Genomic DNA, 24,342 nt, shown 5'->3' with positions numbered 1-24,342 from the left:
TTTCATTCCTCCTGAATTTTTGTTTCTCTAACATATTTTAAAATATATTCAGCACTAAGTATCGTTATATTAATAAAAATATTTTGTCTATAAATAGATTATGTTAGATAACTCATAAATGAGGTAGCAAGACCAAAGTAAATCAACATACTTACTATATCATTGATTGTAGTTATAAAAGGACCACTTGCTACGGCTGGGTCTATGCCAATTTTATTCATAAATAATGGAATGACTGAACCTATCGTTGTTCCAACTGTCATAGCAATGGTTAAGCTAATAGCCACAATTGTCGCTAATAATGGCTGACCATAAAGAATCACAATAATTAAAAATAAAATTAAACTACAGACAAATCCAGAAATAAAACCACTCCCAGATTCATACAAAGCATGTCTCAATTTATTTTTATGTTTCATATCACCCGTCGAAATACTACGGACCGAAACAGCCAGGGATTGTGTTCCTGTATTACCAGACATACCACTTATAATAGGGATAAATGCTGCAAGTAATGCTACTTGTTCAAGTGTTTCTTCAAATGACCCTAATATCGTTGCTGTAATCATACCTAAAAAAGTAAGTAGGATTAGCCAAGGCAAACGTTTTTTAGCAGTTTTTAAAATAGATTCCTCTGTATCTTTAACACTGTCAATTCCTGCTAATCTTGAATAATCTTCATTGGCTTCAGCTTCCATAACATCTAAAATATCATCGACTGTAATGATACCTAGTAAATGTTGTTGATAATCTACTACGGGAATTGCAATAAGATCATAATCACGAATAGTTTGGGCAATATATTCTTGATCAGTAGAAATGTCTGTTTGTACGACATTAACTTTCATGATTTCACTAATCAACATATCGGCATCAGTATGAATAATCTCCCTTAAAGACATAACTCCAACCAATTTATTATTAGCATCCACCGCATAAATAACGTAAATCATTTGAGCATAATTGGATTTTTCTTTTATATATTTCAGCGCTTCATCAACGTTCATAGTAGTTGGGACAGAAATATATTCTTTAGTCATTATGCCACCAGCTGTATCTTCATAATAATGCATTAAAGATTTCAACAAGGTTGACTTATCCTTTGGCATAAGCGTAAGCAGTGTAATACGTTGTTCTTTCGACAATTTATTTAAAATATCTACTGCATCATCATCTGCCATATGTTCTAATATTTCACTCGCATAATTTACATGTAACTCATTAAATATCATTTCGAACTCTTTGTCACTAGTATTTAAATATTCTAAAAATCGAGCTACTTCTTGAGCAGAAAGTAATTCATATAAATTTTTCCTAATTTTTTTATCTATTGCTGAGAAAAATTCACTTTGTTCATAAGCATGTAAGCTTAAAAATTCTATTCTAAATTGTGAATAGTGATTTTCCTCTATTAAATTAACAAGATGCTTTTGTTTTAAATTCATAATATTCCTCTTTTCAATATTTTTCATTAAGTTTAGTTAGTGAATGCTCTCCTTATTAATTTTCCTTGTTACCGCTAGTAAAGCAGCAAAAGCGATACTAACACTTAACATTGAAGAACCCCCGTAACTTAATAGTGGCAATGTTACCCCAGTCAATGGTATCAGACCTGAGACACCTGCTAAATTTACAAAAACTTGTATAAATAAATAACTTACAACACCAATACAAATGAGTTTATAAAAATGATTATTGGTTTTATTTGCATAAATAAGTCCTTTCATTAAAATAAAACCATAAATCATCAAAACAATTAACACACCTATCAATCCTAATTCTTCAGAAATAACAGTAAAGATAAAATCTGTATGGGGTTCAGGTAAATAACCTAATTTTGAAACCCCATTTCCTAAACCATTCCCAAATAACCCGCCATTTCCTATAGACATCAGTGCACTCGTTAACTGATAGCCGTCATCCTTTTCATATTTAAATGGATCTAGCATAACGTTAATACGTTTTAACCTGTAAATGTTTTTTGCATCAAATAGCAAAGTGTAAAGTAGATAAATTGTAGTAGGAATTAAAGTAATTCCTAGAATTTGAAGCTTTACCTTTCCCTTTATGTCAGAGTAAAGTAAGATGCATGCAATGATAGCGACCGTTAATATTGTTCCGCCTAAATCACCTTGAAGTAAGACAAGAAATAATCCAACGCCTAATATACCCAATGGGGGCATCAAATGTTTTAATTTATAATCTTGTTTGCTAGATAAACGTTGATCAATTATGTAAGAAAGATAAAATATAGAAGATAGCTTTAAAAACTCAGAAGATTGTAAACTAAAAAAACCTAGGTTAATCCAGTTTTTTGAACCATTAACTTCGTTACCAATTATTATTGTTAATAGCAATAAAGTTAACGTTCCTAATACAATAACCTTTTGTACATTAACTTGTTTTAACACATTAATATTTATAAAAAAAGATGTAAAAATAATCGCAGTCCCTATGATAAGAAATACAAATTGTCTTTTCATAAAATAATTACTTATGACAGCGTTGCCTCCTGTGAGCGCCCCTTTAGATGCGGGAACCATACTGGCACTGTATACCATAATCACACCTAATACACCCAATGTAATAAAACTTATAATTAAACCAAAATCATTCTCTTTTCTCTTTCTGTTTAATGTCTGTAAAAATAATTCCATTTTATCCCCCCGAAAAAGCTTTAACATCCAGTTAATCAAAATTTGATTAAGTTAGCAATGGTTTTGGAGTTTTCGTTAAACTGAGAATTTGATATTATAAAAGGAAAAGTGGTTTTGAAAGGTTGCATTAATAATAATATTGAATCTTTGAAAATATTATTATTAATTTTCTGAGTGTACTTACTTATAAAGGAAGAGGCATATTAATTGTTCACCTTGGTTTATTCATACAAACAAACCACCCATTTTATTTGGAGAATCACATGTAGATAAATGACTGATGGAAACAGTATCCTCAAAAGTAATACTCCAATCTACAAACAACCTATTTATTCTGAGGAAATTGCTAAAAAGAAGAAGTAGAGCCACGTACTTGAGTTACTTAATATATAACCTAAAAATAATTACACAAAGTTTAACTTCAAGTGATAAATATCATGATTAGGTTTCAATAATTGGTATAATCGATCATTACCAAAAGACATATTAAAAGGGACTCTTTTTTAATAAAGAGTCTCTGAATCGTTTCATAATTAAATTTTGTCTTAATAAGGAACGTATATTGCACAAGGTGTGGCAATAGAAGAACCTCAACGTTAAAAAAAACATTATTATCATTTTTAAAGTCATAAATATTAATATGAGTTCCAAACATTTTAGTTTGTTAAAACAACTCCCTCTTAATTAATTGAGAGGGAGTTGTTTTCTATTAATATATTATTAAGATTTTTAGAGAATATGGAGGTGTATCATTTGCATCAACGCTTTTTAACTCACTATTCAAGTTATCTTTGATTTATTTCTTTATTTGAATACAAATAATTCCAACATATAAATAATAATATAAATATAATAACTGGTACTAAAAATCCAACTTGATAAGCTCTCACTATATTATTTGAAGAGACAAATGGACTTTTTATCATTGTAGCAACCACAGTAGCAATTATTGCTGAACCAAAACTTGATCCAATACTTTCAACAATATTTATAGTAATTCCAGCCTGAGGGAGTTGTTCTTCTTTCAAACCAACGTATGTGCTTGTAGTCAATGGTAATAAAACTCCACCAACACCTATGCCTCTTATAAATAAAATTATGCTAATAACGATTATAGAAGTATGTCCTGTAATGAAAATTAATGGAAAAGAACCAATTAAAGATATTATTAAACTAATAAAAATAATTTTTTTTGCTCCATATTCATCAGTTAATTTACCAATCATAGGACGTGCTACTAACATGCCTATGCCTTGAGGTATTAATGCTATAGCAGCTCCTATAGTATTAAAATCTTTAAATTGTTGAAAAAATAAGGGTAAAATAATCATAGGCCCCATAATAGCTAAGTTGGCTAAGAACAAGCCACTACTTGATGCTGCAAAATTTCTATTTTTAAACAAATTAGTAGGTAGTACAGTTTGATAATTTTTTTTACGATTATAATATATATATATAGCAATTAATAGAATTCCAAGAATTAGTGTAAAAATAAATTCTTTATTCATGAGTTTAGCGTTATTAGTAATTTTAGTAATACCATATATGAACGTAACGCTGATTAAAGATAAATTAGCAATACCAAACCAATCTAATTTTCGTCCTTTATTAAAAGGCGAAAATGAAGGTAAATTTTTAATCATAATTGGAATAATAATTACCATAATAAAAATGTTAATAAAAAATATCCATTTCCAAGAAGTGAAATGGATAATAAATCCACCAAAAACAGGACCAAGTATAGGTCCTAAAATCATAGGTATGCTCACTATTGCTATAACACGACCAACTTTATCTTGGCCAGCTATTTTTACTAATAGCGTTGTCATAAGTGTAGTAATAATCCCAGCAGTAAACCCCTGTAATACTCTAAATAAAATAAATAATGAAACTATATTGCTCATTCCTGTAAATAAGGATATTATCCCAAAAAGTAAAACTGAAGCTATATAAACATTTTTCCCATCAAAATTGTCCATTAACCATCCTGAAAAAGGTACAGCAATTGCCATTGCTAAAATATAACCAGTCACACCCCATTGGATTAAATTCAACGGTACGTTAAAGTATTGAGTTAAATCACCAATTGCAATATTAATCATTGTTGAATCTAGCATAGGTGCAATTGCTCCTAAAGCAATTGCCCATGCAGCTAACATCGTACTTTTAGGAATGCTATTCAACTGTTTTTCTGTCATTTAAACTCGCTCCTTTTTCGTTTCCCAGGAAACATTATATTGCATTTATTGTTTCCTTGTCAACATAAAAACAGGTAAATAAATGGAAAAGATATGGGTTTTATACTTATCTTTTCCATTTATTTACTATTTTTATTTATTTCTTGTTCTAAATATTTACTGTATCTTTCAAAAAAAGTAATCAATATATCAAATTCTTCATTAGTTATTTCATCGAAAAAGGGCTTGTCTCTAAGGAAAAAGTTGTGATGTAATTTTAAATGTTTTAAATATATTTTTTCCCCTTCGTCAGTTAACAAAAAGTAAATTTCTTTTTTATTTTCAATTTTTTTGTAACTTTCAATCGCATTTTTTTTTAACAATTTTTTAGTTAACTTACTAATCGCTCCCCTAGTCATGAATAAATCATCAGCTATTTTTTTTACATTAGGATTTTTAATATTTTTGATAGATTCTAAACAATGAACTTCTGATGAGGTATATCCGTTTAGTTCTTTTTCCATTATAGGTTTATTAAGCCAGATTATTCTATCTTGCACACGTCTCATCCGATATAATAGTTCTTTCACTTTATTCATTTTAAAATCTCCTTATATTATTATTGTAGTAAACACTTTATATGACGGTCTTATGATATATTTAATTATTATACTAAATAACTTTGCTAAGTTATTTACTTTCAATACATATTCAACTTATAAAATTCCGAAATTTATTGAATATGGAGTCTCTTGATTGTTTCAAATTTCATCTTAATCAAGAACGTTTTAAAATTTGATGTGAATTATTATATTTTAGTCATTAAGTTAGATTTTTAAAAAGAAGACGTCTCCTTCATCTGTAAAATCATCAAAATTAGTATCCCTTTGAAATACTAATTTATGAACTAAATTTATAGAAGCTGAGTTATTTTTATCGGTTCTTATTACAAAAGGTAAAATATTGTCTATTTCATAGTGTAACCTATTTAAAATCTTTACCATAGCTTCAATTGCATATCCATTACCTGTTGACTTAGGATCCAATCGATAATATAAATCAAAGTATTCTTTATTTGCAAATTCCATTTTTTGCTCCATCACTCCCTATTACATTCTCACTTTATTTTTCAATAAATATGAAGTATCCATAGTTATTACTATTCCTTAATTAGTAATCTCACCCTACTTCATAAAGTGAATATGTAATTTTATTTTTGAAAACCGCATCACTTATGATAAGCTTCTCCCCTCATTATCTTAAACGCGCGGTAGACTTGCTCGATTAAGATGACACGCATCATTTGGTGTGGAAAAGTCATTTTACTGAATGACAGGGCATAGTTGCTACGGTCTAAAACCTCTTTGTGTAGGCCGTTTGATCCGCCGATTATAAACGTAAAGTCGCTTTGGCCACGTGTCATGCGGCTTTCTATTTCTTTTGCTAATCCTTCTGATGTCAGCATATTACCTTTAATCTCTAAAGTAATGACTGTGGATTGTGGTTTCACTTTTGCTAACAGGCGTTGGCCTTCTTTCTCCTTAACTTGCTCTATCTCTTTGTCACTCATATTTTCGGGTGCTTTTTCATCAGGCACTTCAATGATTTCTATTTTAGAATATGCACTAAGTCTCTTCTCATATTCTGCTATTGCTTGTTTCCAGTATTTCTCTTTTAGTTTACCTACTGTGAGTATCGTAATCTTCATAGTTATCCTCCAAAAATTATATAGTCGTTGATAGTTGTTAGACTTATCCACAAGTTATACACTTATTCACACTATTCCCTCTTATTATAACAGGAATGCATACTATTTTTTAATAATGTTTACGATTTTTACACAAAAGAAGTGAATAACTTGTTATTTTGTGGATAAGTCTGTGTACAATGTGGGTATTTCCCTGTGAATTGTGCACACCTCTGGATAACTATGTATAATTCCGTGGATAAGTTCGAGGTTGTCTTACATACTTATTCACAGGGTTTACATTATCTTCATACTATCTTTGCTTATTCCTTACTACATACCGATTCCATAAATTGTTATAATTATCCGTCAATTGCATATTGCAATTTTCAGTTAAGACCTAGGGTTGTATGCCCATATATTCCTTCTTTTATTGGGTAAATTTTCCTATAAAGATTCTCTCATTAAATGTATTTTAACTTATATGTATGCTAGAAAAATATAAAAAACCGATACCTCCTAATGAGATATCGGTTGATTTGAATTAAGTATTTGTTGATCAACTCCACTACTGCATTAAATATCCATACACATGCTTAATGTAGAATTGCGGATTACAACAGCTAGGGCTGTCGCATTGAGAGAATTTAAACTTCTTTGAAGTTTAGATTCTCTATAATGTATATATCGGGGTTGCTTTGGCTTTATCAGTATCGCATAACAATACTTCTTTGTTTGTGTCGATATCGTGTTCGTTGAGGACTTGTCCAACGCTCATGCGCGCCAAGTCTTTCATGTTGTTGTCTTGTGATAAATGAGACAGGTAAATGCGTTTTGTGCTGCCTGTAATAACGTCTGTCATTGCTAAGCCTGCATCTTCGTTTGAAACGTGTCCCATATCACTAAGTATACGTTGTTTTGTCTTCCAAGGATAACCGCACATGCGTAACATATCCACATCGTGATTACTTTCAAAAATAAACGCATCACTACCTTGGATCATGCCTTTCATGCGGTCTGAAACGTAACCTGTATCTGTTAAAATTGTGAATTTCTTATAATCATTATGGAAAATGTAGAATTGTGGATCTATCGCATCATGAGAAACATTAAACGATTCGATATCAAATCCTGCAATTGATTTTGTCTCATATGGATTAAAAATGAATTTCTGATCCATTGATATCTTACTATCTTTCTTTTCAATAGCTGTCCATGTCTTCTCATTCGCATAAATCGGCAAACCATATTTACGTGCTAACACGCCTAGACCTTTAATATGATCTGTATGTTCATGTGTAACTAAAATCCCGTTTAAATCTTTAATTTGTTTGTCTATTTGTCCAAACAGCTCTTCCATTTTCTTACCTGTCAAACCCGCGTCGACAAGTATACTACCTTTATCACTTTCCACATAAGTGGCATTCCCTGTACTGCCACTCGCCAATGCGCTCATACGTATCAAGCGATTCACCCTTTCTAATCTATTGCTTATATTACGATGGGGCAGTCTCCGGTTTATGTGCCATCAATATGCCCTCTGTCTAATTATTTATTATAATAAAGTAATTTCTCTAAGTTTTTGAGAATATGAAACTCTTTCGAACTATTTCATACTTCTTCAATAACTCTCATTAACAGTATTTAATTTTAACATACTTTTAAGTTTCCGCATGTCCAAATTGTTTATTCCCTTGTATCGATGTGTACAATACCCAAATATTTTTTATATCGTTACATATACTTCTACCGATTTTGAAAAGGGCTGACGCCTAGTGGAATAATATGGGAGTGGAACAGAAATCTAATTTTTCTAATAAGATTTCGTTGTCCCACCTCGGCAAAGATGACTAGAACTGAAAAAGCTTAGTATAAGCGCATTTTCAATTCAGTCATCTATTGCCAATATAACAATAAAAACTGAGACGTTATTTATTTGACAGTGCCATATCCCAGGCAAGCATGCACTTTCAAAATTGGTAAATTTTAAATAGAAAGAGAGCAGAATAGAAATCTAATTTTGATTTCTGTCCCGCTCCCGTGATAATTCATTCTCAACTTATCCACAGTTACCCACAAGATTATTCTTCAATAATTTTCGGACTGTCTGCTACGGCTTCTACATAATATGTTTTAATCTTGTCACCGTGTTTTACTTTGATTTCCCAATTAGCTTCTAGCACTTGAACGTTCGGTTCTTTAACGACAGTATAGTAGCCTAGTCTTGCATTAGTTACTTCATCGTTACATTTAAGATAACGATTATAGTAAAGGTCTTCGATAGCACTTCGCGCTGTATTCACTTGCTTTTCATCGTTATTCGTACCTTCTGAAGGCTCGATCGATTTCATAGCAGTTTGTTCATAACTTGAAGATTTACCATTTTTAATATTGAATTGCAGTCTCGCTTTACTATTATTCATAATTGGATAGTCGTTATATGTCTGTTCAAATGTAACCTTTTCATCATCAATATGACTCATTTCATAATCTTCACCTTTATACACGCTGCCTTTGACATACGATTTAAGGTCGGTAAATTGGTCATTACTGATATTAATCGAATTGCTAATATCGCCCTTGGCCATTGTGCCTGAAGACTCGCTTGTAATACTTGGTCGTGTCTTCGCATAAGATGAGAAGTCATTTGATCTCGCTGTCAGTAATTGCATTTTCAAACCATTTACACTTGGGAGATTTTCTGGAATTTTAATTTCTTCTTGTTTAAAATCCACTGCATTTTCATCTTCACTATCATTAATTTGTGATTTGTTTACTTTATCCACATAAATAATAATCAGGCTGATGTTGACTAGAATAAATACTATAATAAATAATGTTTTTGCGCGTTTCCAGTTCATTTATTCTAGCCCCCCATCATTGTATGCATGCCACTCGCCTTTATACTCTACATACCATTGTGGTTTGAATTCACTATTACGTTGAATTTCGATGTCGCTACCGTCATCTTTGTGTTCCATGTTGTAACCAATCGTCATATTCGTTACTTCTTCAAAGTCGATTGCTGGGTTGTTTGCCAGTTCTGAACGTACTGTTTCAGCACCTGGCAAATCTATTTCATCTTCGCCGCTATCTATCGTGACGTTAGATTTTAACAATGCACGTGCATAACTGAAGACGCCTTTATCGCCCCATGAAACTTTAATATTATTCAAGTCATCATCATTGAAGGTTGGTCGGCCGTTCAAGAACATTTGATATGTCAGTTCGCCGCCTTTATTATCTGTGCTGAACAGTCTGTAGTCGTCTGTAAAGCCACCATGATTGTTGATGTAATCATAAGTACTTGGAATACTGTCTTGCATATTTGTTGAACGATTCTCATCTTCTGAAAGGTTTGTATAACGATATTTTTCATTATCTTCACTGTAGTTAGCGACACCCGTATTATTATTGTATGTCGTTGTACCACTTTTCGTGCTACGTACAACGACAGAGTCATTGAAGAGTATGGAATTCATCGTATCAACACTGATGCGGTTGTAAATCGTGTGGTATGATTTCAGACCTTTAGGTGCCTTAGGTGCAAAGATATGCGTTGCCTTATCGATGGTATCTTTATTCGTAATAATCTCTGTATACGGCTGCATATTTTTCTGTTGTTCTTTTATTTTTTTAGCAAATGAACTTATCTTCGCTGTCGTTGTCATACGAACGACATTATGACGATCTTTACTGACCGCATAGAGTTTTACTTTGCCATCTTTATTGTCATCAATTAATAAACGGTCGAATTTAAAATTATCCGGTACTTTCGCATCGATATTCAATGCTTGGCCTAAATAGGTTGATAGTGGCATGTCATAACTGAAATCCAACACTAAAAATTCGTTGCTTAAGTCTGGAATAATCAAATTATGATTACTATGCATTTGTTCAGCATGTAGTACACGCTGGTTTTTCAATGGACTGATGGCCTCTGTGGCGTTGTTACGTGTAGCTTCCATACCTTTTGTATCTTCGCCATTGGAGTGAATGATTTGATATGGGGCAACGACTTTACTCATGCCTTGGTCGAGCGGTTTGCCTACCGTATTTGCTTTAGCATCTTTATCACTACTATCTTGTTGATCTACACTCACTAAGTCTGGCGAGAAGTTCCACGTCATATATGTCAAAACAACACTCATTAATACTAAAAGGTATAGGATGATGGATTTGATTAACTCTTTACTCCGCATCCCAATCACCATCTTCTAGTACTTCACATGGCAGTGTAATGAAGATTGATGTTCCTTGTCCCTCTACACTGTTTGCCCAAATGCGACCATTATGTGCTTCAACAATTTCTTTGGAAATGGCTAAGCCTAAACCTGTGCCACCCATTTTACGTGTACGTGCTTTATCCACACGGTAGAAACGGTCAAAGATTTTATCTACTTTATTAATTGGAATACCAATACCATTATCTTTCACACGTATCGTCATACGATTGTATAACGCATTCTGTTTCACGTGAAACTCTACACGTTTATCGCCACGAGAATACTTCATCGCGTTAGTAATGACATTATCAAATACTTGTGTCATCTTATCTGGATCGATTTCAGTAAAAATCGTGTTATTAGGAATTTCGCGGACGAATGTTGTTTCTTTATCGGACATTTCGTGACGGTTAATAATTTTGTTAATAAACATATTAAAATCTATGATTTCTTTCGTGATTTGATCGGATTCGTTGTCCATTTTAGATAATTGTAAGAGGTCATTTACGAGACGAATCATACGTTCTGTTTCTTCGCGTGTTACGGATAAGAACTGTGGTGCGAGTTCTTTATCTTCCCAAGCACCGCTTTCTAACGCTTCGATGTAGCTGTTCATGGATGTCAGTGGTGTACGTAATTCATGTGAAACATTTGCTACGAACTCACGACGTTCACGTTCTACTTGTTGTTGTTCTGTAACGTCATGTAGTACGGCAATGTAACCTGTCACAAATCCTGTTTCTTGAACGATTGTACTAAAGTTAACACGGGCAATAATGCCTTCATTTTCGTTAATATCTAATAAGAAGCTATCATTGTTCTCTTGAATTTCATCTAAAGAGAATTCTTCTTCTAATTTAAGTACATTTAACATGTAGTCTCCGATAATGTCTTCTTTTAATGAGCCCATCATCGTCAGTGCCATATCGTTTACAATACGCACACGACCACGACGGTCGGTCGCAATAATACCGTCACTCATATGTGTGATAACTGAATCTAAGCGTCGTTTCTCACTTTCGGTATTCGCTTGAGCTTCTTGTACACGTTTCGACAGATTATTAAAAGCAAGGGCCAACTCACCAATTTCATCATTCCCATAAATTTTCACACGTTGCGTATAGTTACCTTTAGACATCTCTACCGTTTGGTTCCGCATGTCTGTAATAGGTTTCGTAATCGTACGCGCAATGAAGAAACCAAGAATAATAGTAATTAATAAGGAAATCCCTGTACCAACAATAAAGATTTGGTTAATACTGCTTAGTTGTTTAAATACATCGTTAATATCCGCTTCGATATAAACGTCACCTATCGTTCCGTCATTCGATGTCTTAACTGGTAAATTATAGACCCACACCCGTTGTTTGCCGTTACCGTAATCTTTTAACACGGTATGGCTATTAATTTCACCTAAAGATAAGGCTTTTTGGATAGAGTTATCGTTCGCTTTTTGGTTTATTAGACTACGCGTAGACTGCTTTGAAGTCGCCATAATAATCTGATCTTTATCAATAAAGCGGATTTCTTCTATTTCTTGTCTATTGGCATACTCATTTAATAAGTTTTGAACTTCTTTTTGAGCATTAACTGAATTGTCTTCGTCATAGACTTTCTCTATATTAATTTCGATTTGTTTCGCGTATTGCGAAATATTATTTTTAAATGTTTGTGTTAATTCTTTTTCTAGACTATTGGTAAAATATAAACCGATAATTTGCATACCGATTACAATGAGCAACACATAGACAATAACGAGTTTCGTGTGTAAAGATTGAAAATATTTAAGCCATTTCATTTATAAGCGTCCCCTAGTCATGTTGTTGGAGGAAATATCCAACGCCACGACGAGTCACAATGTATTCTGGATGAGATGGATCATCCTCAATTTTTTCACGTAAGCGTCGAATTGTTACGTCTACTGTACGCACGTCACCAAAATAGTCATAACCCCAAACAGTTTGTAATAAATGTTCACGTGTCATTACTTGACCCATATGTTTAGATAAGTAATGGAATAATTCGAACTCACGGTGTGTTAAGTCAATTTCTCCGCCACGTTTTTTGATAGAGTATGCGTCTGGATAAATAACAATGTCTTTAATAGAAATTTCATTGGATGCATTATCCACTTCTTGTGCTGGCTGTGAATAATGACGACGTAAGTTTGCTTTCACACGTGCGATTAATTCGCGTGTACTAAATGGTTTCGTGACATAATCATCGGCACCGAGTTCAAGACCTAAAACTTTATCAATTTCTGAGTCTTTTGCTGTAAGCATAATAATCGGCATTTCGAATTTTTTACGTACTTCACGACATACTTCCATGCCGTCACGTCCTGGTAGCATAATGTCTAATAATACGATGTCTGGTTCTTCTTCATATATTAAATCAACTGCATCGTCACCATCGTAGGCACAAAAGACTTCATAACCTTCTTTTTTTAAGTTAAATTCTAAAATATCAGCAATTGGTTTTTCATCATCGACTACAACAACTTTTCTAGCCATATTTATAAACCTCATTTCTAAATTGTAGTACGTTCATTTTAAAAATTTCTACGTCTTTCTCTCTAGTATAATTTACCATTTATGTCATATTAATTCTATTTTCTAAATAGAAAATTATATTTGTATATTGTAAAATTATAACATTATTCGTATTAAATGGGTACTTATCGCTAAATCATAGATGTATCAAGTGTAAACAATATCAGCATATCAATCGAATTTCTTGTTTATAGACCATATATATCCTACATTTAACCTTCTTTTTAAGAAGCCTATAATATGCGCTTGCATTATCCATACAAAATCAAAAAAGTGATACATATATGAAGTAACGGGTCATGTGTTCATGTTACAGCGGATAATGGTTCATTTGCTGTAATTTCTACATGTACGCGTCGCTTATTTATATGTATCACTTATCATTTTTTATACCGTTTTTGTTTTCTTAACAAATAAAGACAGTATAAATCCAATTATTGTTAAACCTACTATAAAGAAGAAGGTATATTGAATGCCATGTGCAAGTATGACTTCTTGTGCCGCATTCGGGTTAGTTGAACCGAATGATTTCATTGCCGTAGTATAAATTGTAATGGCAATCGCTGTGCCGGCAGAACCACCTACTTGAATTAATGTTGTAATCGTAGCTGAACCATCTGCATAAAGATGATGTGGCAACTGATTTAAAGCATTTGTTTGTGCTGGCATCATGACCATGGATATACCAAAGAATAGCACAATGAATGCGAGTATGATTGCCCATACAGGTGTAGATGCTGAAATCATAAATGCAAATGAGATTGCCGCAATAAACATAAGCAAGAAGCCTATAATACCAAAGTATCTCGCACCGAAGCGATCAAATAGTGATCCTATAACTGGCGACAATACTAAGTTCACTGCGTTACCTGGTAATAAGATTAAACCAGCTACAACAGAACTAAATAATAACGCACCTTTTAAATAGAGTGGTAATAAAATCCCTATAGACAATACACATAAAATCGTTATGAATACCATCGTGGCACCTATGATAAACATTGGGTACTTAAATACACTTAGGTTAAGCATCGGTGAATCAATTTTAAACTGACGAACGATAAAGATTGCTAATCCAATGACACCAATTAGTAATGGCAACCAAACGATTACATTTGTAAATGACGCTTCTGCCATTGAACTTAGTGCAAAGATAAGACCTGCAAAACCAATCGTCGATAAGAAAATTGATATAATATCTATCCTAGGTTTCGTAATTTCTCCAACATTTTCAACATGTGACAAAGCCATCAATAATACGACAATGTATAAAATTGCGCTAATCCAGAAGATAAAGTGCCAACTTGATGCTGAAATAATAACGCCTGATAACGTCGGCCCGAGTGCTGGTCCTGCTGTGATCACAAGACCCATAATGCCCATGACTGCGCCGCGTTTTTCAATTGGGAAGATTAACATTAGTACAGTCACCATAATGGGGAACAAAATACCTGTACCTAATGCTTGAACAGTACGTCCTAATAATAACAAACCAAAATTAGGTGCTAGTGCACCAACTAGGACACCTAATAAAGATAATAATATGCCCGTAATGACTAATGGATTTGTATTAAACCATTTAGTTAAATACGAAGATGCAGGAACTAAACAAGCCATGACGAGTAAATAACCTGTTGTTAACCATTGTACAGTTGCTGCTGAAACTTGAAAGTCAGCCATGATATCTGTTAAAGCCATATTTAATGCTGTTTCACTAAATAGACCCATAAATCCGCCAATCATTAGCACGAGTGCGTACATTTTTGGATTTTTCACTATTACTTGTGTTGCCATTTGATATACTCCTTTTTATGGTAAACGAAGTATAAGTATAATTAAGAGATATAAAGTGAGTGCTGCCTTGAAGTACATATTCAAGTATAAATCAATCCTGCTTTGTCGCTCATTTTTATTAAATTCATCTCCACGCTTTACTACTTATTCCTGTATTTACATTTCTTTTAGTCTATATAAGTTGAACATCGTTTTAATACCACCCAGGCAATAATATAAATCATGATGATAGTCAACATCGTCCGCTCAATATGAACTTTCTTACTGTACCAAATCACGTTGATTAATGTCAACCTAGTTGACAAATTTCTTTACGAAAAATTAAGCATCAAACAATTAATTTTATTGTCTGATACTTAAGTAGCTATTTAGTATTTATTTTAAAATCTTCTAAATGCCAATCTTGCTGTAGTACTTGTTTAAGTTGCTCTAATTGTGTACTACCAATTATTGTTTCTATATGCCCGACGAATTGTAATTTATGATCTACATATTGTTCAAAACACTGCAGACCTAATGCAGTTAAGTTTACACATTTTTCTTTTTTATTATTAGGAACGGCTTCAACTTGAACGACACCTTTGTGTTCTAATTGTTTGATTGCTTTGTGTATAGCTTGGCGTGTAAGGTGGATTTTTCTAGTGATTTCGGCAAAAGTTGGTTTCTCATAATTGATTTTATCAATCAGATACCATTCTGAGCTACTGAAGTGAACATCTTCTATTTGCTCTGAAGTTGTGGTTTCTAATGTTTGTCTAAGCGCACTGTGACGTTCACTAATTAAATCTATGAGATCCAATCCCTCTATACTTTTATCATTTGCCATACTTACACTCCTCATATTTATTTCATAAAATACTATATCAATAAATGACCATCGCCACTGCAACTTCAAATTGCATTCCTGATAAAATTGTAATTCATCTATCGTATACTTAATTATCATAAGCAATTTTTTTATCAAATTCAAATTAAGCTCATTTTAAAACTTCTATACAATATCCCGCATGTATAAAAAATGATATTAAAAAATGCCCATCCTATTGGATGGGCATTATACGGTCTCGACGGGAATCGAACCCGCGATCTCCTGCGTGACAGGCAGGCGTGTTAACCGCTACACTACGAGACCTAAAAAATGGTGACTCCTACGGGACTCGAACCCGTGTTACCGCCGTGAAAGGGCGGTGTCTTAACCGCTTGACCAAGGAGCCTGTCTTAAGCACAAGTTAAATTATACCAAGTCTCAACAAGGAAGACAAGCTCTTTTTTTAATTTTATTAGTATAATTTTCTATATTAATTGTATAAAGTGAGCATTTTAAGATTTATTTTGAAAAACTGTTATAAAGTCATTAATGAAAACACAAAAAACTTTAAATTCATTCAAGTGCGCACAAAGATTTTAATTTTAAAATAGGTTATTAAAATTAAAATCTTTTTTGTTTTCAAAACTTTTGCTAAACTTATGTAATAAAATATATTAGGAGGCTTACCTTTGGCAAATGTATTATTTATCAACTCAGGATCACCCGGACATTTTAACCCTACTATTGCAGTATGTAAAGAACTCGTTGAGCGTGGAGAAAACGTTGTTTATTATATATGCGATCAATATAAAGATAAATTAACTGGTACAGGTGTAGAAGTCCGCACATTACATACCGAAGCTATCTTCGATCATTTTAGATCTTATGGTGGACATCATTTATATAATGTGATTAATGGTTTATTAAAAACTGCAGATATTATCTTACCTCAAATTTTAGAAGAAACAAAAGATGAGCATTACGATTATATGATTCACGATTCTATGTTTAGTTGCGGTCATATCATTGCGCAAAAATTAAATATTCCTTCCATATCTTCTATTACATCATTTGCGCATAGTAAACAAAGTTTTGATGCATTTATAGAAAAATTAACAACAATGGTCGATGCCAATGAAATTAAACAAGCAGATGAAACATTTAATGAATTGAAACAACATATTGAATCTACATATAGTGTAGATGTACCTTCTCGCTTTGAAGTAATGAATAATCCAGGAGATTTCAATTTATGTTATGTAATGAAAGGTTTCCAAATGAATTATGACCTGTTTGATGCTCAACGTTTTGTCTTTACTGGTCCTTCAGTTATTCAACCGCAACCTTCTGGATTTATGGATGACATAGACCAAACACGACCAATCATTTATATTTCTTTAGGGACTATTTTTAATCAAAATATCGCTTTTTTTAATAAATGCTTTAAAGCATTAGCAAACGTCAATGCGTCGGTCGTAGTTTCTATTGGTGAAACAAATCATCTCAAAGATTTCGATGAGGTACCGGACAATTTTATAATTAAAAGCTATGTTCCACAAACTGAGTTATTACAATATACAGCGTTATTCTTAACGCATGCAGGCATGAATAGTACTAACGAGGCTATGATGATGAATGTACCAATGCTAGCCTTCCCACAGAGTGCAGACCAACCTGTCGTAGCCAAACAGATTACAGACTTAAATGTAGGTCATTATATTGATGCTGAGACCGTTACGCCTGAACAATTAAGCTGTGCTGTATCAGAAATGTTAAAAAATCAAGTGCATTATCAACGACATATCGAAAAAGTAAAAAACGTGCAACCTCTCGACAAAGCGGGTTATGCATATGCAGTAGACCAAATACTCGCTTTTCGCAATAAAATTTGCCAATTCAATTAAATAACAATTATTTATAAATAAAAATACCTTGTAGATGCACCTTTAATGGTGAACGCTACAAGGTATTTTTTCATAATTAGACTGAAAGCCTAACGTGGTATTATTTTCCTACCATAAAGATTTTAATAAGTTTGTTTGATTACGGTCTGGACCTACTGAGAAGATTGAAATCTTCACATCACATAGCTCAGAAATGCGCTCTAAATATCTACGTGCATTTAAAGGTAATTCTTCTAATGAACGACAACTCGTAATGTCTTCAGTCCAACCTGGTAATGTTTCAAAGATTGGTTTACAACGATTTAAGTCTTTCAAGTTTGCTGGATATTCAGTGATTTCTACACCATCTAATTCATAAGCGGTACAAATTTTCACTTCTTTAAGACCAGTCAATACATCAATAGAGTTGATTGATAAGTCTGTGATACCACTTGCACGACGAGAATGACGTAATACCACTGAGTCAAACCAACCGATACGACGTGGGCGACCAGTTGTTGTACCGTATTCACGGCCAACTTCACGGATGTGGTGACCATCTTCGTCGAATAGTTCTGTTGGGAAAGGACCATCACCTACACGAGATGTATATGCTTTACATACACCGATGACTTTAGATACGAATGTTGGACCAACACCGCCCCCTACAGTAACGTTACCAGCTACTGGGTTACTTGAAGTTACATATGGATATGTACCGTGATCAAGGTCTAACATAACGCCTTGAGCACCTTCAAATAATACTTTTTCTTCTGCTACAAACGCATCATCTAATACTTTAGCAGTGTCTACTACAAAAGGTGCAATACGTTGACCTGCAGCGTAATATGTTTCAAAGATTTCATCAAAAGTTGGACATGCTTTACCGAACATACCTTTGAAGTAATCATTTTTATATTCAATGTTATTTTTTAATAATTGTTCAAATGTTTCTTTATCTAACAAATCTGCCACACGGATACCGATACGTTGTGCTTTATCTACGTAAGCAGGTCCGATACCTTTTTTCGTTGTGCCAATTTTATTATCTCCACGGCGTTCTTCTTCATATTCATCTTGTTTTAAGTGATAAGGCAAAATAACTTGTGCACGATTAGAAATACGTAAATTATCTGTTGAAATACCTCGTTCATTTAAAGCATCTAATTCTTTTAATAGTGCAACTGGATCTACGACTACACCATTACCAATCACTGATAATTTTTCTTTATAAAAAATACCAGATGGTACTAAGTGCAATTTATAAGTTTCTCCACCAAATATAATTGTGTGACCCGCATTATTACCGCCTGAAAAACGTGCAATAACATCTGCTTGTTCTGCTAGAAAATCCGTAATTTTACCTTTACCTTCGTCTCCCCATTGTGTCCCAACGACTACTATTGATGACATATGAGCACCTCCAAGTTTTTCTCAATTAACCAATGAGTATTCTACCAATACCACAACGATATTGCAAACAAAAATCGAACATTGATTTTTCATCATTTTTCTAATCACTATCAATATTCAAACGCTGCAATAAATGCGATAAACATAGTAACACCAAGGTTTTAACTATATTTTACATTTAAAAAAGATACATACTTACATTAAGAATCGAGAATAAAATACAAACAAAAAACGTACAATAAAACAAAAATTTGTATTATTGTACGGAAAAATTAATTTTATCTTTTTTTCTAACCCATCATATCTGCATGAGCATAATCTATATCTGTAAACTTATTATATTGCTTCATAAAGTGAAGCTTCACAGTTCCTGTAGGACCGTTACGTTGTTTGGCAATAATAATTTCGATATCACCATTATCATCATTCGTTTGTGGTTCATAGTTCGTGTTATCATCGTCCTCTTCATCTTCGCCTTGGTTGTAATAATCATCACGATATAAGAAGGCAACGATATCGGCATCTTGCTCAATCGAACCAGATTCACGTATATCACTCATCATTGGTCGTTTATCCTGACGTTGCTCAACGCCACGTGATAACTGACTTAGTGCGATTACGGGGCACTCAAGTTCTCTGGCAATTGCTTTTAATGTACGAGAAATCTCAGAAACTTCTTGTTGTCTGTTATCTGAAAAACGCGAACCACTACCTGAAATTAATTGTAGGTAGTCAATCACTATCATGTCTAAGCCATGTTCTTGTTTCAAGCGTCGACATTTTGAGCGAATATCTGTAATACGGATACCTGGTGTATCATCGATAAATATCTTTGTACGTGATAATTTACCTACTGCAATTGTAAAACGATTCCAGTCTTCTTCCGTCATTGCACCTGTTCTTAAACGGTTAGAATCGACGTTGCCCGAACTACAAATCATACGTGTCGCTAATTGATCAGCGCCCATCTCAAGCGAGAAGATACCAACTGAATAATTACGCTCATTTGTAGCTACTTTCTGCGCAATATTAAGCGCGAAGGCAGTCTTACCTACAGAAGGACGGGCAGCTAAAATAATCAAATCATTACGGTTAAACCCTGCTGTCATCTGGTCTAAATCGCGATATCCTGAAGGAATACCTGGTGTTTGACCACTGTTTTGATCTAATAATTCTGCCGTCTCATATACTTCTCCAAGCACGTCTCTAATGTCTTTGAATCCATCACTTTCACGTGTGGATGATAATTCTAATATACGACGTTCAGCGTCGTTCAGTATGATATCTAGTTCCAGTTCATCATTGTAACCATCATTCGCAATACTATCAGCTGTTTGTATTAATTTACGCTTGGTTGCGTGTTTAAATACGATTTCTGTATAGTACTGAATATTACGTGTGGTTGGCACATTACTAGATAATTCAGCTAGATATTGTGGACCGCCCGCTTCATTCAATCGTCCTTCTTGTGACAATTGATCCATGATTGTTACCACGTCAATATCTTTGTTGTCTTCGTTGAGGTTCATCATGGCTCTAAAGATGTGTTGATGCGCGCCTCTATAAAAGGACTCAGGAAGTAATACTTCCTGAGTTGTGTTGATCAATTCTGGATCTATGATAATGGCACCTAAGACAGACTGCTCAGCCTCATTACTGTGTGGCATTTGATTTTGTTCATACATTCCATCCATTACGATTACACCTCATATCTCAATCCGTTATTATTGTTCAACTGTGTGTACACGAATTGTACCTTCGACTTCTTTGTCTAATTTAACTGGCACGTTTGTGTAACCCAATGCGTGGATACCATTTGGTAAGTCCATTTTACGTTTATCAATCTTAATGTCATGTTGTTTTTGTAATGCTTGTGTGATTTGTTTTGTACTTACTGAACCAAATAATTTGCCGCCTTCACCTGTTTTAGCAGATACTTCGACTTCAATATTACTTAATTGTTCTTTTAATTGTTTAGCGTCTTCAATTTGTTGTTGACGCTCAGCTTCAACTGCTTTATTTTTTTGTTCTAATTGTTTTAAGTTACCTGGTGTTGCTTCCACCGCATAATTTTTCTTAATTAAGAAGTTATTTGCATAACCTACTGGTACGTCTTTAACTTCGCCTTTTTTGCCTTTACCTTTTACATCTTGTGTGAATATTACTTTCATGAATTTTCACTCCTACTCATTTGTTCTGTTATAGCTTGTTGTAATTTTTCGATTGCTTCATCGACAGTTACATCCTTCATTTGTGTCGCTGCATTTGTTAAATGTCCACCACCACCAAGTGCTTCCATCGTTAATTGAACATTGACTGCACCAAGCGAGCGGGCAGACATACCTATGAGATTATCTTCTCTTCTCGCTATTACATATGAAGCTTCTACACCATCTAAACTTAACAGTTCATCGGCAGCTTGTGCAACTGTAACAGGATGATAGATTTTGTCGTTAGAGCCATGGGCAATTGCTACCCCATTCTCTTGCAGTTTCACCGTTTGAATCAACTCAGTACGATTGATATACGTATCGAGATCATCTTTCAAGAAATGCTGTGTCAATATCGTATCGGCACCATGTGCACGTAAATAACTTGCAGCATCAAATGTTCTAGAACCTGTGCGCAATGTAAAGTTACGTGTATCTACGATGATACCTGCAAACATAACTGTTGATTCTAAACGTGTCAGACGTTGTTCTGTCGGTTGATACTCTAGTAATTCTGTGACAAGTTCAGCTGTCGAACTTGCGTAAGGTTCCATGTATATAAGTAATGGACTAGAGATAAAGCTTTCACCACGTCTATGATGATCAATCACGACTTTACGGTTTGCTTTATTTAAAATATTTTCATCAATAACCATTTCAGGTTTATGCGTATCTACGATGACTAATGTTGTCTTAGATGTCATAATATCCCATGCTTCATCTGAAGTAATGAAACGATCTTTTAGTTCTGGTTTTTCATTTACTGCACCCATTACACGACGTAACGTTGGATCGATATCTGATTCATTTAATACAATGTAAGCATCCAAGTTATTCATCATTGCAAAACGAGATACACCAATTGCTGCACCGATTGCGTCTAAATCAGGACGTGTATGTCCCATAATGATGACTTTGTCGCCTTCCATCAAGATATCTTTTAAGGCATGTGAAATCACTCGTGCTCTTACACGTGTGCGTTTCTCCATTGGGTCAGTCTTACCGCCATAGAAACGTACATTACCATTCATACTCTTAATCGCTACTTGGTCGCCACCACGACCGAGTGCTAAATCTAGGCCTGACTGAGAAAGTTCACCTAGATCAACGAGATTTTCTGAACCTTCACCGACACCAATACTTAATGTAAGTTGGGCACGGTAACCGACGCTCTTTTCACGGAGTTGACTTAATATACTAAAATTAGATTCTTCGATATCTTTTAAAATACGTTGATTTAAGTATGCCACAAATTGATCAGAACTATAACGTTTGAAATAAATGCTATATTCTGTCGCCCATCTACTGATTACACGGGTAACCATAGAGTTAATTTCTGACCTTTGTGTATCGTTCATATTTTGAGTAATCTCATCATAGTTGTCTAAGAATAGTGTTGCAATAATCGGTTTAGATTCTTCATATAATTCTTGCGTTTGAATTTCTTCTGTAATATCAAAGAAGTATAAAACATGTTCTTTTTCAGAATATCGAACGCGATAGTGATATTCATTTTCTTTAATTTCGATTTCTTGTGTTTTTTCTAATTGCTTTAAGATATTAGGATATACTTCGTTAACTGGGTCGGAAATGACATTACGATCTAATCGTTCCGACATAAAATGGTTCATCCACTCTATGTTTTCATTTTCATCTAAGATAATCATCCCAATAGGTAAATTCTTAATTGCGATGTTGCTACCTTCAGAAATATGACCACTCAGATCATCTACATAGCTATCTAGTTTTTGTAAAGCTTGTCTTACCAAAAATACTGTCCCTATAATGATAACCACTAAGACAATCGCAGCGATGCCTGCCATAATTTGGTTGAAAACAAACCATATTACAACAAGCGCAATTGCTGTGAGTGCCATTATGATAAATGGCAAAAGCAAGGCTTTTTTAGTGGATTGACGATTCATTTTTCCACCTCAAATCATTTTTTAATGATACGTTTTAAGTTAATACATAAATCTATAACACCCAGGAGGCTTACAATATGTGTAAGTGGCATTAGAATTGTCCCTATCGCCATTAAAATTACAGTAAGCGTGAGCGGCATTGATTTTGCCTTTCCGAAAAAGTGAATCACACTTAACCCCTGAATATACATACATAATGATAACACAATTTCGAGGTTTAATACGATACTTTGGAACGTACTCGGTTCGATAGTAAACATAACACAAAGCAGGACAATCATATACATAAATAGCAATGAACGCTTCATTTGCCACGCATATAATGGTTTGAATATTGGTGTAGCAATTTTACACTTGCGTAAAATTGGAAAAGTAATTAGTAAATTGATTAATATAAGTATAAATACTGCAATGATTACATAACTTGGTAATTGAACTGATAATTGACGGAACGTTTCTTCAAACATTTGTTTATAATCTGAACCAAGACCTGCATTAGTAATATAATAATTTATTTGATCTTTCACAGGTTTCATTAACGTTGTTGACGTTGGTATTTTATCAAATGTTTGTAATGCCATAAATGCAATTAACGAGATCATACTCACGTATGTAGTTGTAATATAAAGTATACGTTCTTTAGATGTACGTTCTTTTAATAATTGGCCAATAACGAAACTCACTAAGAGTACGATGACCATGATACTTAATACGAATATATTACCTAATAAAGTTGTTAATACAACTGTTACGACTGCTGTTAAACCAAATGATTCTACAGACTTGTGCCATAAAATAATGCCTGGAATTGTCGCAAACAAACTTAATACAAGACCAAGCGGTGGTAATATATGTAAAGCTAAAGCTACTACGACTAGCGTGATTATACTAAGCATAGTTGCCTTAGGATATATTTTTGAAAACAAATTCGCCACTCCCAATACTATTTTTGACTATAACTTTTATTTTAACCTCTTTAAAACTTTTATACAATTATTGCCAACTCATTT

19 protein-coding genes and 2 tRNA genes are annotated in these 24,342 nt (G+C 33.6%); 1 reads left to right on the top strand and 20 read right to left on the bottom strand.

Features of this window, described 5'->3' with window-relative positions; translation table 11 throughout:
- Nucleotides 1–98: 98 nt before the first annotated feature.
- The 15 genes from mgtE to ACA31_RS00985 all read right to left on the bottom strand — a co-directional run bounded on the left by mgtE (nt 99) and on the right by ACA31_RS00985 (nt 16,307).
- Entirely contained in the window at nt 99–1,445 is a 1,347-nt protein-coding gene (gene mgtE / locus ACA31_RS01060; RefSeq protein ID WP_253721345.1) for a magnesium transporter, read from the bottom strand.
- Between the two features lie 36 nt (nt 1,446–1,481).
- Nucleotides 1,482–2,657, bottom strand: a complete 1,176-nt coding sequence (locus ACA31_RS01055; protein WP_057511539.1) for an FtsW/RodA/SpoVE family cell cycle protein — start codon at nt 2,655–2,657, stop codon at nt 1,482–1,484.
- Between the two features lie 785 nt (nt 2,658–3,442).
- Nucleotides 3,443–4,855, bottom strand: a complete 1,413-nt coding sequence (locus ACA31_RS01045; protein ID WP_057511537.1) for a DHA2 family efflux MFS transporter permease subunit — start codon at nt 4,853–4,855, stop codon at nt 3,443–3,445.
- A 119-nt stretch (nt 4,856–4,974) separates the two neighbouring features.
- A complete protein-coding gene (locus ACA31_RS01040) occupies nt 4,975–5,433 on the bottom strand; it encodes a MarR family transcriptional regulator (RefSeq protein WP_057511536.1) in 459 nt (152 codons plus the stop codon).
- A gap of 228 nt (nt 5,434–5,661) precedes the next feature.
- Nucleotides 5,662–5,922, bottom strand: a complete 261-nt coding sequence (locus tag ACA31_RS01035; protein WP_057511535.1) for a GNAT family N-acetyltransferase — start codon at nt 5,920–5,922, stop codon at nt 5,662–5,664.
- 140 nt (nt 5,923–6,062) lie between these two features.
- Nucleotides 6,063–6,542, bottom strand: a complete 480-nt coding sequence (rlmH, locus tag ACA31_RS01030; RefSeq protein ID WP_057511534.1) for a 23S rRNA (pseudouridine(1915)-N(3))-methyltransferase RlmH — start codon at nt 6,540–6,542, stop codon at nt 6,063–6,065.
- Nucleotides 6,543–7,194: 652 nt separating this feature from the next.
- Nucleotides 7,195–7,995, bottom strand: a complete 801-nt coding sequence (locus ACA31_RS01025) for an MBL fold metallo-hydrolase (RefSeq protein WP_156393384.1) — start codon at nt 7,993–7,995, stop codon at nt 7,195–7,197.
- 607 nt (nt 7,996–8,602) lie between these two features.
- Entirely contained in the window at nt 8,603–9,382 is a 780-nt protein-coding gene (locus ACA31_RS01020; RefSeq protein WP_057511532.1) for a two-component system regulatory protein YycI, read from the bottom strand.
- Complete coding sequence (locus ACA31_RS01015; RefSeq protein WP_057511531.1) at nt 9,383–10,723, bottom strand: YycH family regulatory protein; 1,341 nt, start codon at nt 10,721–10,723, stop codon at nt 9,383–9,385.
- Nucleotides 10,713–12,545: a cell wall metabolism sensor histidine kinase WalK gene (gene walK, locus ACA31_RS01010; protein ID WP_057511530.1), complete on the bottom strand. Its 1,833-nt coding sequence runs from the start codon at nt 12,543–12,545 to the stop codon at nt 10,713–10,715. The genes ACA31_RS01015 and walK overlap by 11 nt, the downstream gene beginning before the upstream one ends.
- A gap of 13 nt (nt 12,546–12,558) precedes the next feature.
- Entirely contained in the window at nt 12,559–13,260 is a 702-nt protein-coding gene (yycF, locus tag ACA31_RS01005) for a response regulator YycF (protein WP_002506236.1), read from the bottom strand.
- A 426-nt stretch (nt 13,261–13,686) separates the two neighbouring features.
- Nucleotides 13,687–15,093, bottom strand: coding sequence for a DHA2 family efflux MFS transporter permease subunit (locus ACA31_RS01000; protein WP_057511529.1), 1,407 nt, complete (start codon nt 15,091–15,093; stop codon nt 13,687–13,689).
- A gap of 364 nt (nt 15,094–15,457) precedes the next feature.
- Nucleotides 15,458–15,919, bottom strand: a complete 462-nt coding sequence (locus ACA31_RS00995; RefSeq protein ID WP_057511528.1) for a MarR family winged helix-turn-helix transcriptional regulator — start codon at nt 15,917–15,919, stop codon at nt 15,458–15,460.
- Between the two features lie 233 nt (nt 15,920–16,152).
- Nucleotides 16,153–16,225 (bottom strand) — tRNA-Asp (locus ACA31_RS00990).
- 7 nt (nt 16,226–16,232) lie between these two features.
- Nucleotides 16,233–16,307, bottom strand: a tRNA-Glu gene (locus tag ACA31_RS00985).
- A gap of 283 nt (nt 16,308–16,590) precedes the next feature.
- On the opposite strand from ACA31_RS00985, the gene ACA31_RS00980 reads away from it, so the two are divergent.
- Nucleotides 16,591–17,805, top strand: a complete 1,215-nt coding sequence (locus ACA31_RS00980) for a macrolide family glycosyltransferase (protein ID WP_057511527.1) — start codon at nt 16,591–16,593, stop codon at nt 17,803–17,805.
- Nucleotides 17,806–17,913: 108 nt separating this feature from the next.
- Here ACA31_RS00980 and ACA31_RS00975 read toward each other — a convergent pair whose 3' ends face one another.
- The 5 genes from ACA31_RS00975 to ACA31_RS00955 all read right to left on the bottom strand — a co-directional run bounded on the left by ACA31_RS00975 (nt 17,914) and on the right by ACA31_RS00955 (nt 24,258).
- Nucleotides 17,914–19,197 (bottom strand): adenylosuccinate synthase, encoded by a 1,284-nt coding sequence (locus tag ACA31_RS00975; protein WP_057511526.1) that lies wholly within the window; start codon nt 19,195–19,197, stop codon nt 17,914–17,916.
- A gap of 290 nt (nt 19,198–19,487) precedes the next feature.
- Complete coding sequence (dnaB, locus tag ACA31_RS00970) at nt 19,488–20,891, bottom strand: replicative DNA helicase (protein ID WP_057511525.1); 1,404 nt, start codon at nt 20,889–20,891, stop codon at nt 19,488–19,490.
- A gap of 30 nt (nt 20,892–20,921) precedes the next feature.
- Nucleotides 20,922–21,368, bottom strand: a complete 447-nt coding sequence (gene rplI, locus ACA31_RS00965) for a 50S ribosomal protein L9 (RefSeq protein WP_057511524.1) — start codon at nt 21,366–21,368, stop codon at nt 20,922–20,924.
- A complete protein-coding gene (locus ACA31_RS00960) occupies nt 21,365–23,332 on the bottom strand; it encodes a DHH family phosphoesterase (RefSeq protein WP_057511523.1) in 1,968 nt (655 codons plus the stop codon). The genes rplI and ACA31_RS00960 overlap by 4 nt, the downstream gene beginning before the upstream one ends.
- 14 nt (nt 23,333–23,346) lie before the next feature.
- Entirely contained in the window at nt 23,347–24,258 is a 912-nt protein-coding gene (locus ACA31_RS00955) for a DUF2232 domain-containing protein (protein ID WP_057511522.1), read from the bottom strand.
- Between the last annotated feature and the right edge of the window lie 84 nt (nt 24,259–24,342).

Origin of the sequence: Staphylococcus sp. NAM3COL9 (genome assembly GCF_001431205.1) — a bacterium.
Taxonomy (GTDB): Bacteria; Bacillota; Bacilli; order Staphylococcales; family Staphylococcaceae; genus Staphylococcus.
Note: the sequence above shows the minus strand (reverse complement) of the source record. Positions and strands in the feature narration are given on the sequence as shown.

What these genes read in the sequence shown, in the direction of transcription:
- mgtE (WP_253721345.1), bottom strand. Translation starts at nt 1,445, where the DNA reads ATGAATTTAAAACAAAAGCATCTTGTTAATTTAATAGAGGAAAATCAC.
- ACA31_RS01055 (WP_057511539.1), bottom strand. Translation starts at nt 2,657, where the DNA reads ATGGAATTATTTTTACAGACATTAAACAGAAAGAGAAAAGAGAATGAT.
- ACA31_RS01045 (WP_057511537.1), bottom strand. Translation starts at nt 4,855, where the DNA reads ATGACAGAAAAACAGTTGAATAGCATTCCTAAAAGTACGATGTTAGCT.
- ACA31_RS01040 (WP_057511536.1), bottom strand. Translation starts at nt 5,433, where the DNA reads ATGAATAAAGTGAAAGAACTATTATATCGGATGAGACGTGTGCAAGAT.
- ACA31_RS01035 (WP_057511535.1), bottom strand. Translation starts at nt 5,922, where the DNA reads ATGGAATTTGCAAATAAAGAATACTTTGATTTATATTATCGATTGGAT.
- rlmH (WP_057511534.1), bottom strand. Translation starts at nt 6,542, where the DNA reads ATGAAGATTACGATACTCACAGTAGGTAAACTAAAAGAGAAATACTGG.
- ACA31_RS01020 (WP_057511532.1), bottom strand. Translation starts at nt 9,382, where the DNA reads ATGAACTGGAAACGCGCAAAAACATTATTTATTATAGTATTTATTCTA.
- ACA31_RS01015 (WP_057511531.1), bottom strand. Translation starts at nt 10,723, where the DNA reads ATGCGGAGTAAAGAGTTAATCAAATCCATCATCCTATACCTTTTAGTA.
- walK (WP_057511530.1), bottom strand. Translation starts at nt 12,545, where the DNA reads ATGAAATGGCTTAAATATTTTCAATCTTTACACACGAAACTCGTTATT.
- yycF (WP_002506236.1), bottom strand. Translation starts at nt 13,260, where the DNA reads ATGGCTAGAAAAGTTGTTGTAGTCGATGATGAAAAACCAATTGCTGAT.
- ACA31_RS01000 (WP_057511529.1), bottom strand. Translation starts at nt 15,093, where the DNA reads ATGGCAACACAAGTAATAGTGAAAAATCCAAAAATGTACGCACTCGTG.
- ACA31_RS00995 (WP_057511528.1), bottom strand. Translation starts at nt 15,919, where the DNA reads ATGGCAAATGATAAAAGTATAGAGGGATTGGATCTCATAGATTTAATT.
- ACA31_RS00975 (WP_057511526.1), bottom strand. Translation starts at nt 19,197, where the DNA reads ATGTCATCAATAGTAGTCGTTGGGACACAATGGGGAGACGAAGGTAAA.
- dnaB (WP_057511525.1), bottom strand. Translation starts at nt 20,891, where the DNA reads ATGGATGGAATGTATGAACAAAATCAAATGCCACACAGTAATGAGGCT.
- rplI (WP_057511524.1), bottom strand. Translation starts at nt 21,368, where the DNA reads ATGAAAGTAATATTCACACAAGATGTAAAAGGTAAAGGCAAAAAAGGC.
- ACA31_RS00960 (WP_057511523.1), bottom strand. Translation starts at nt 23,332, where the DNA reads ATGAATCGTCAATCCACTAAAAAAGCCTTGCTTTTGCCATTTATCATA.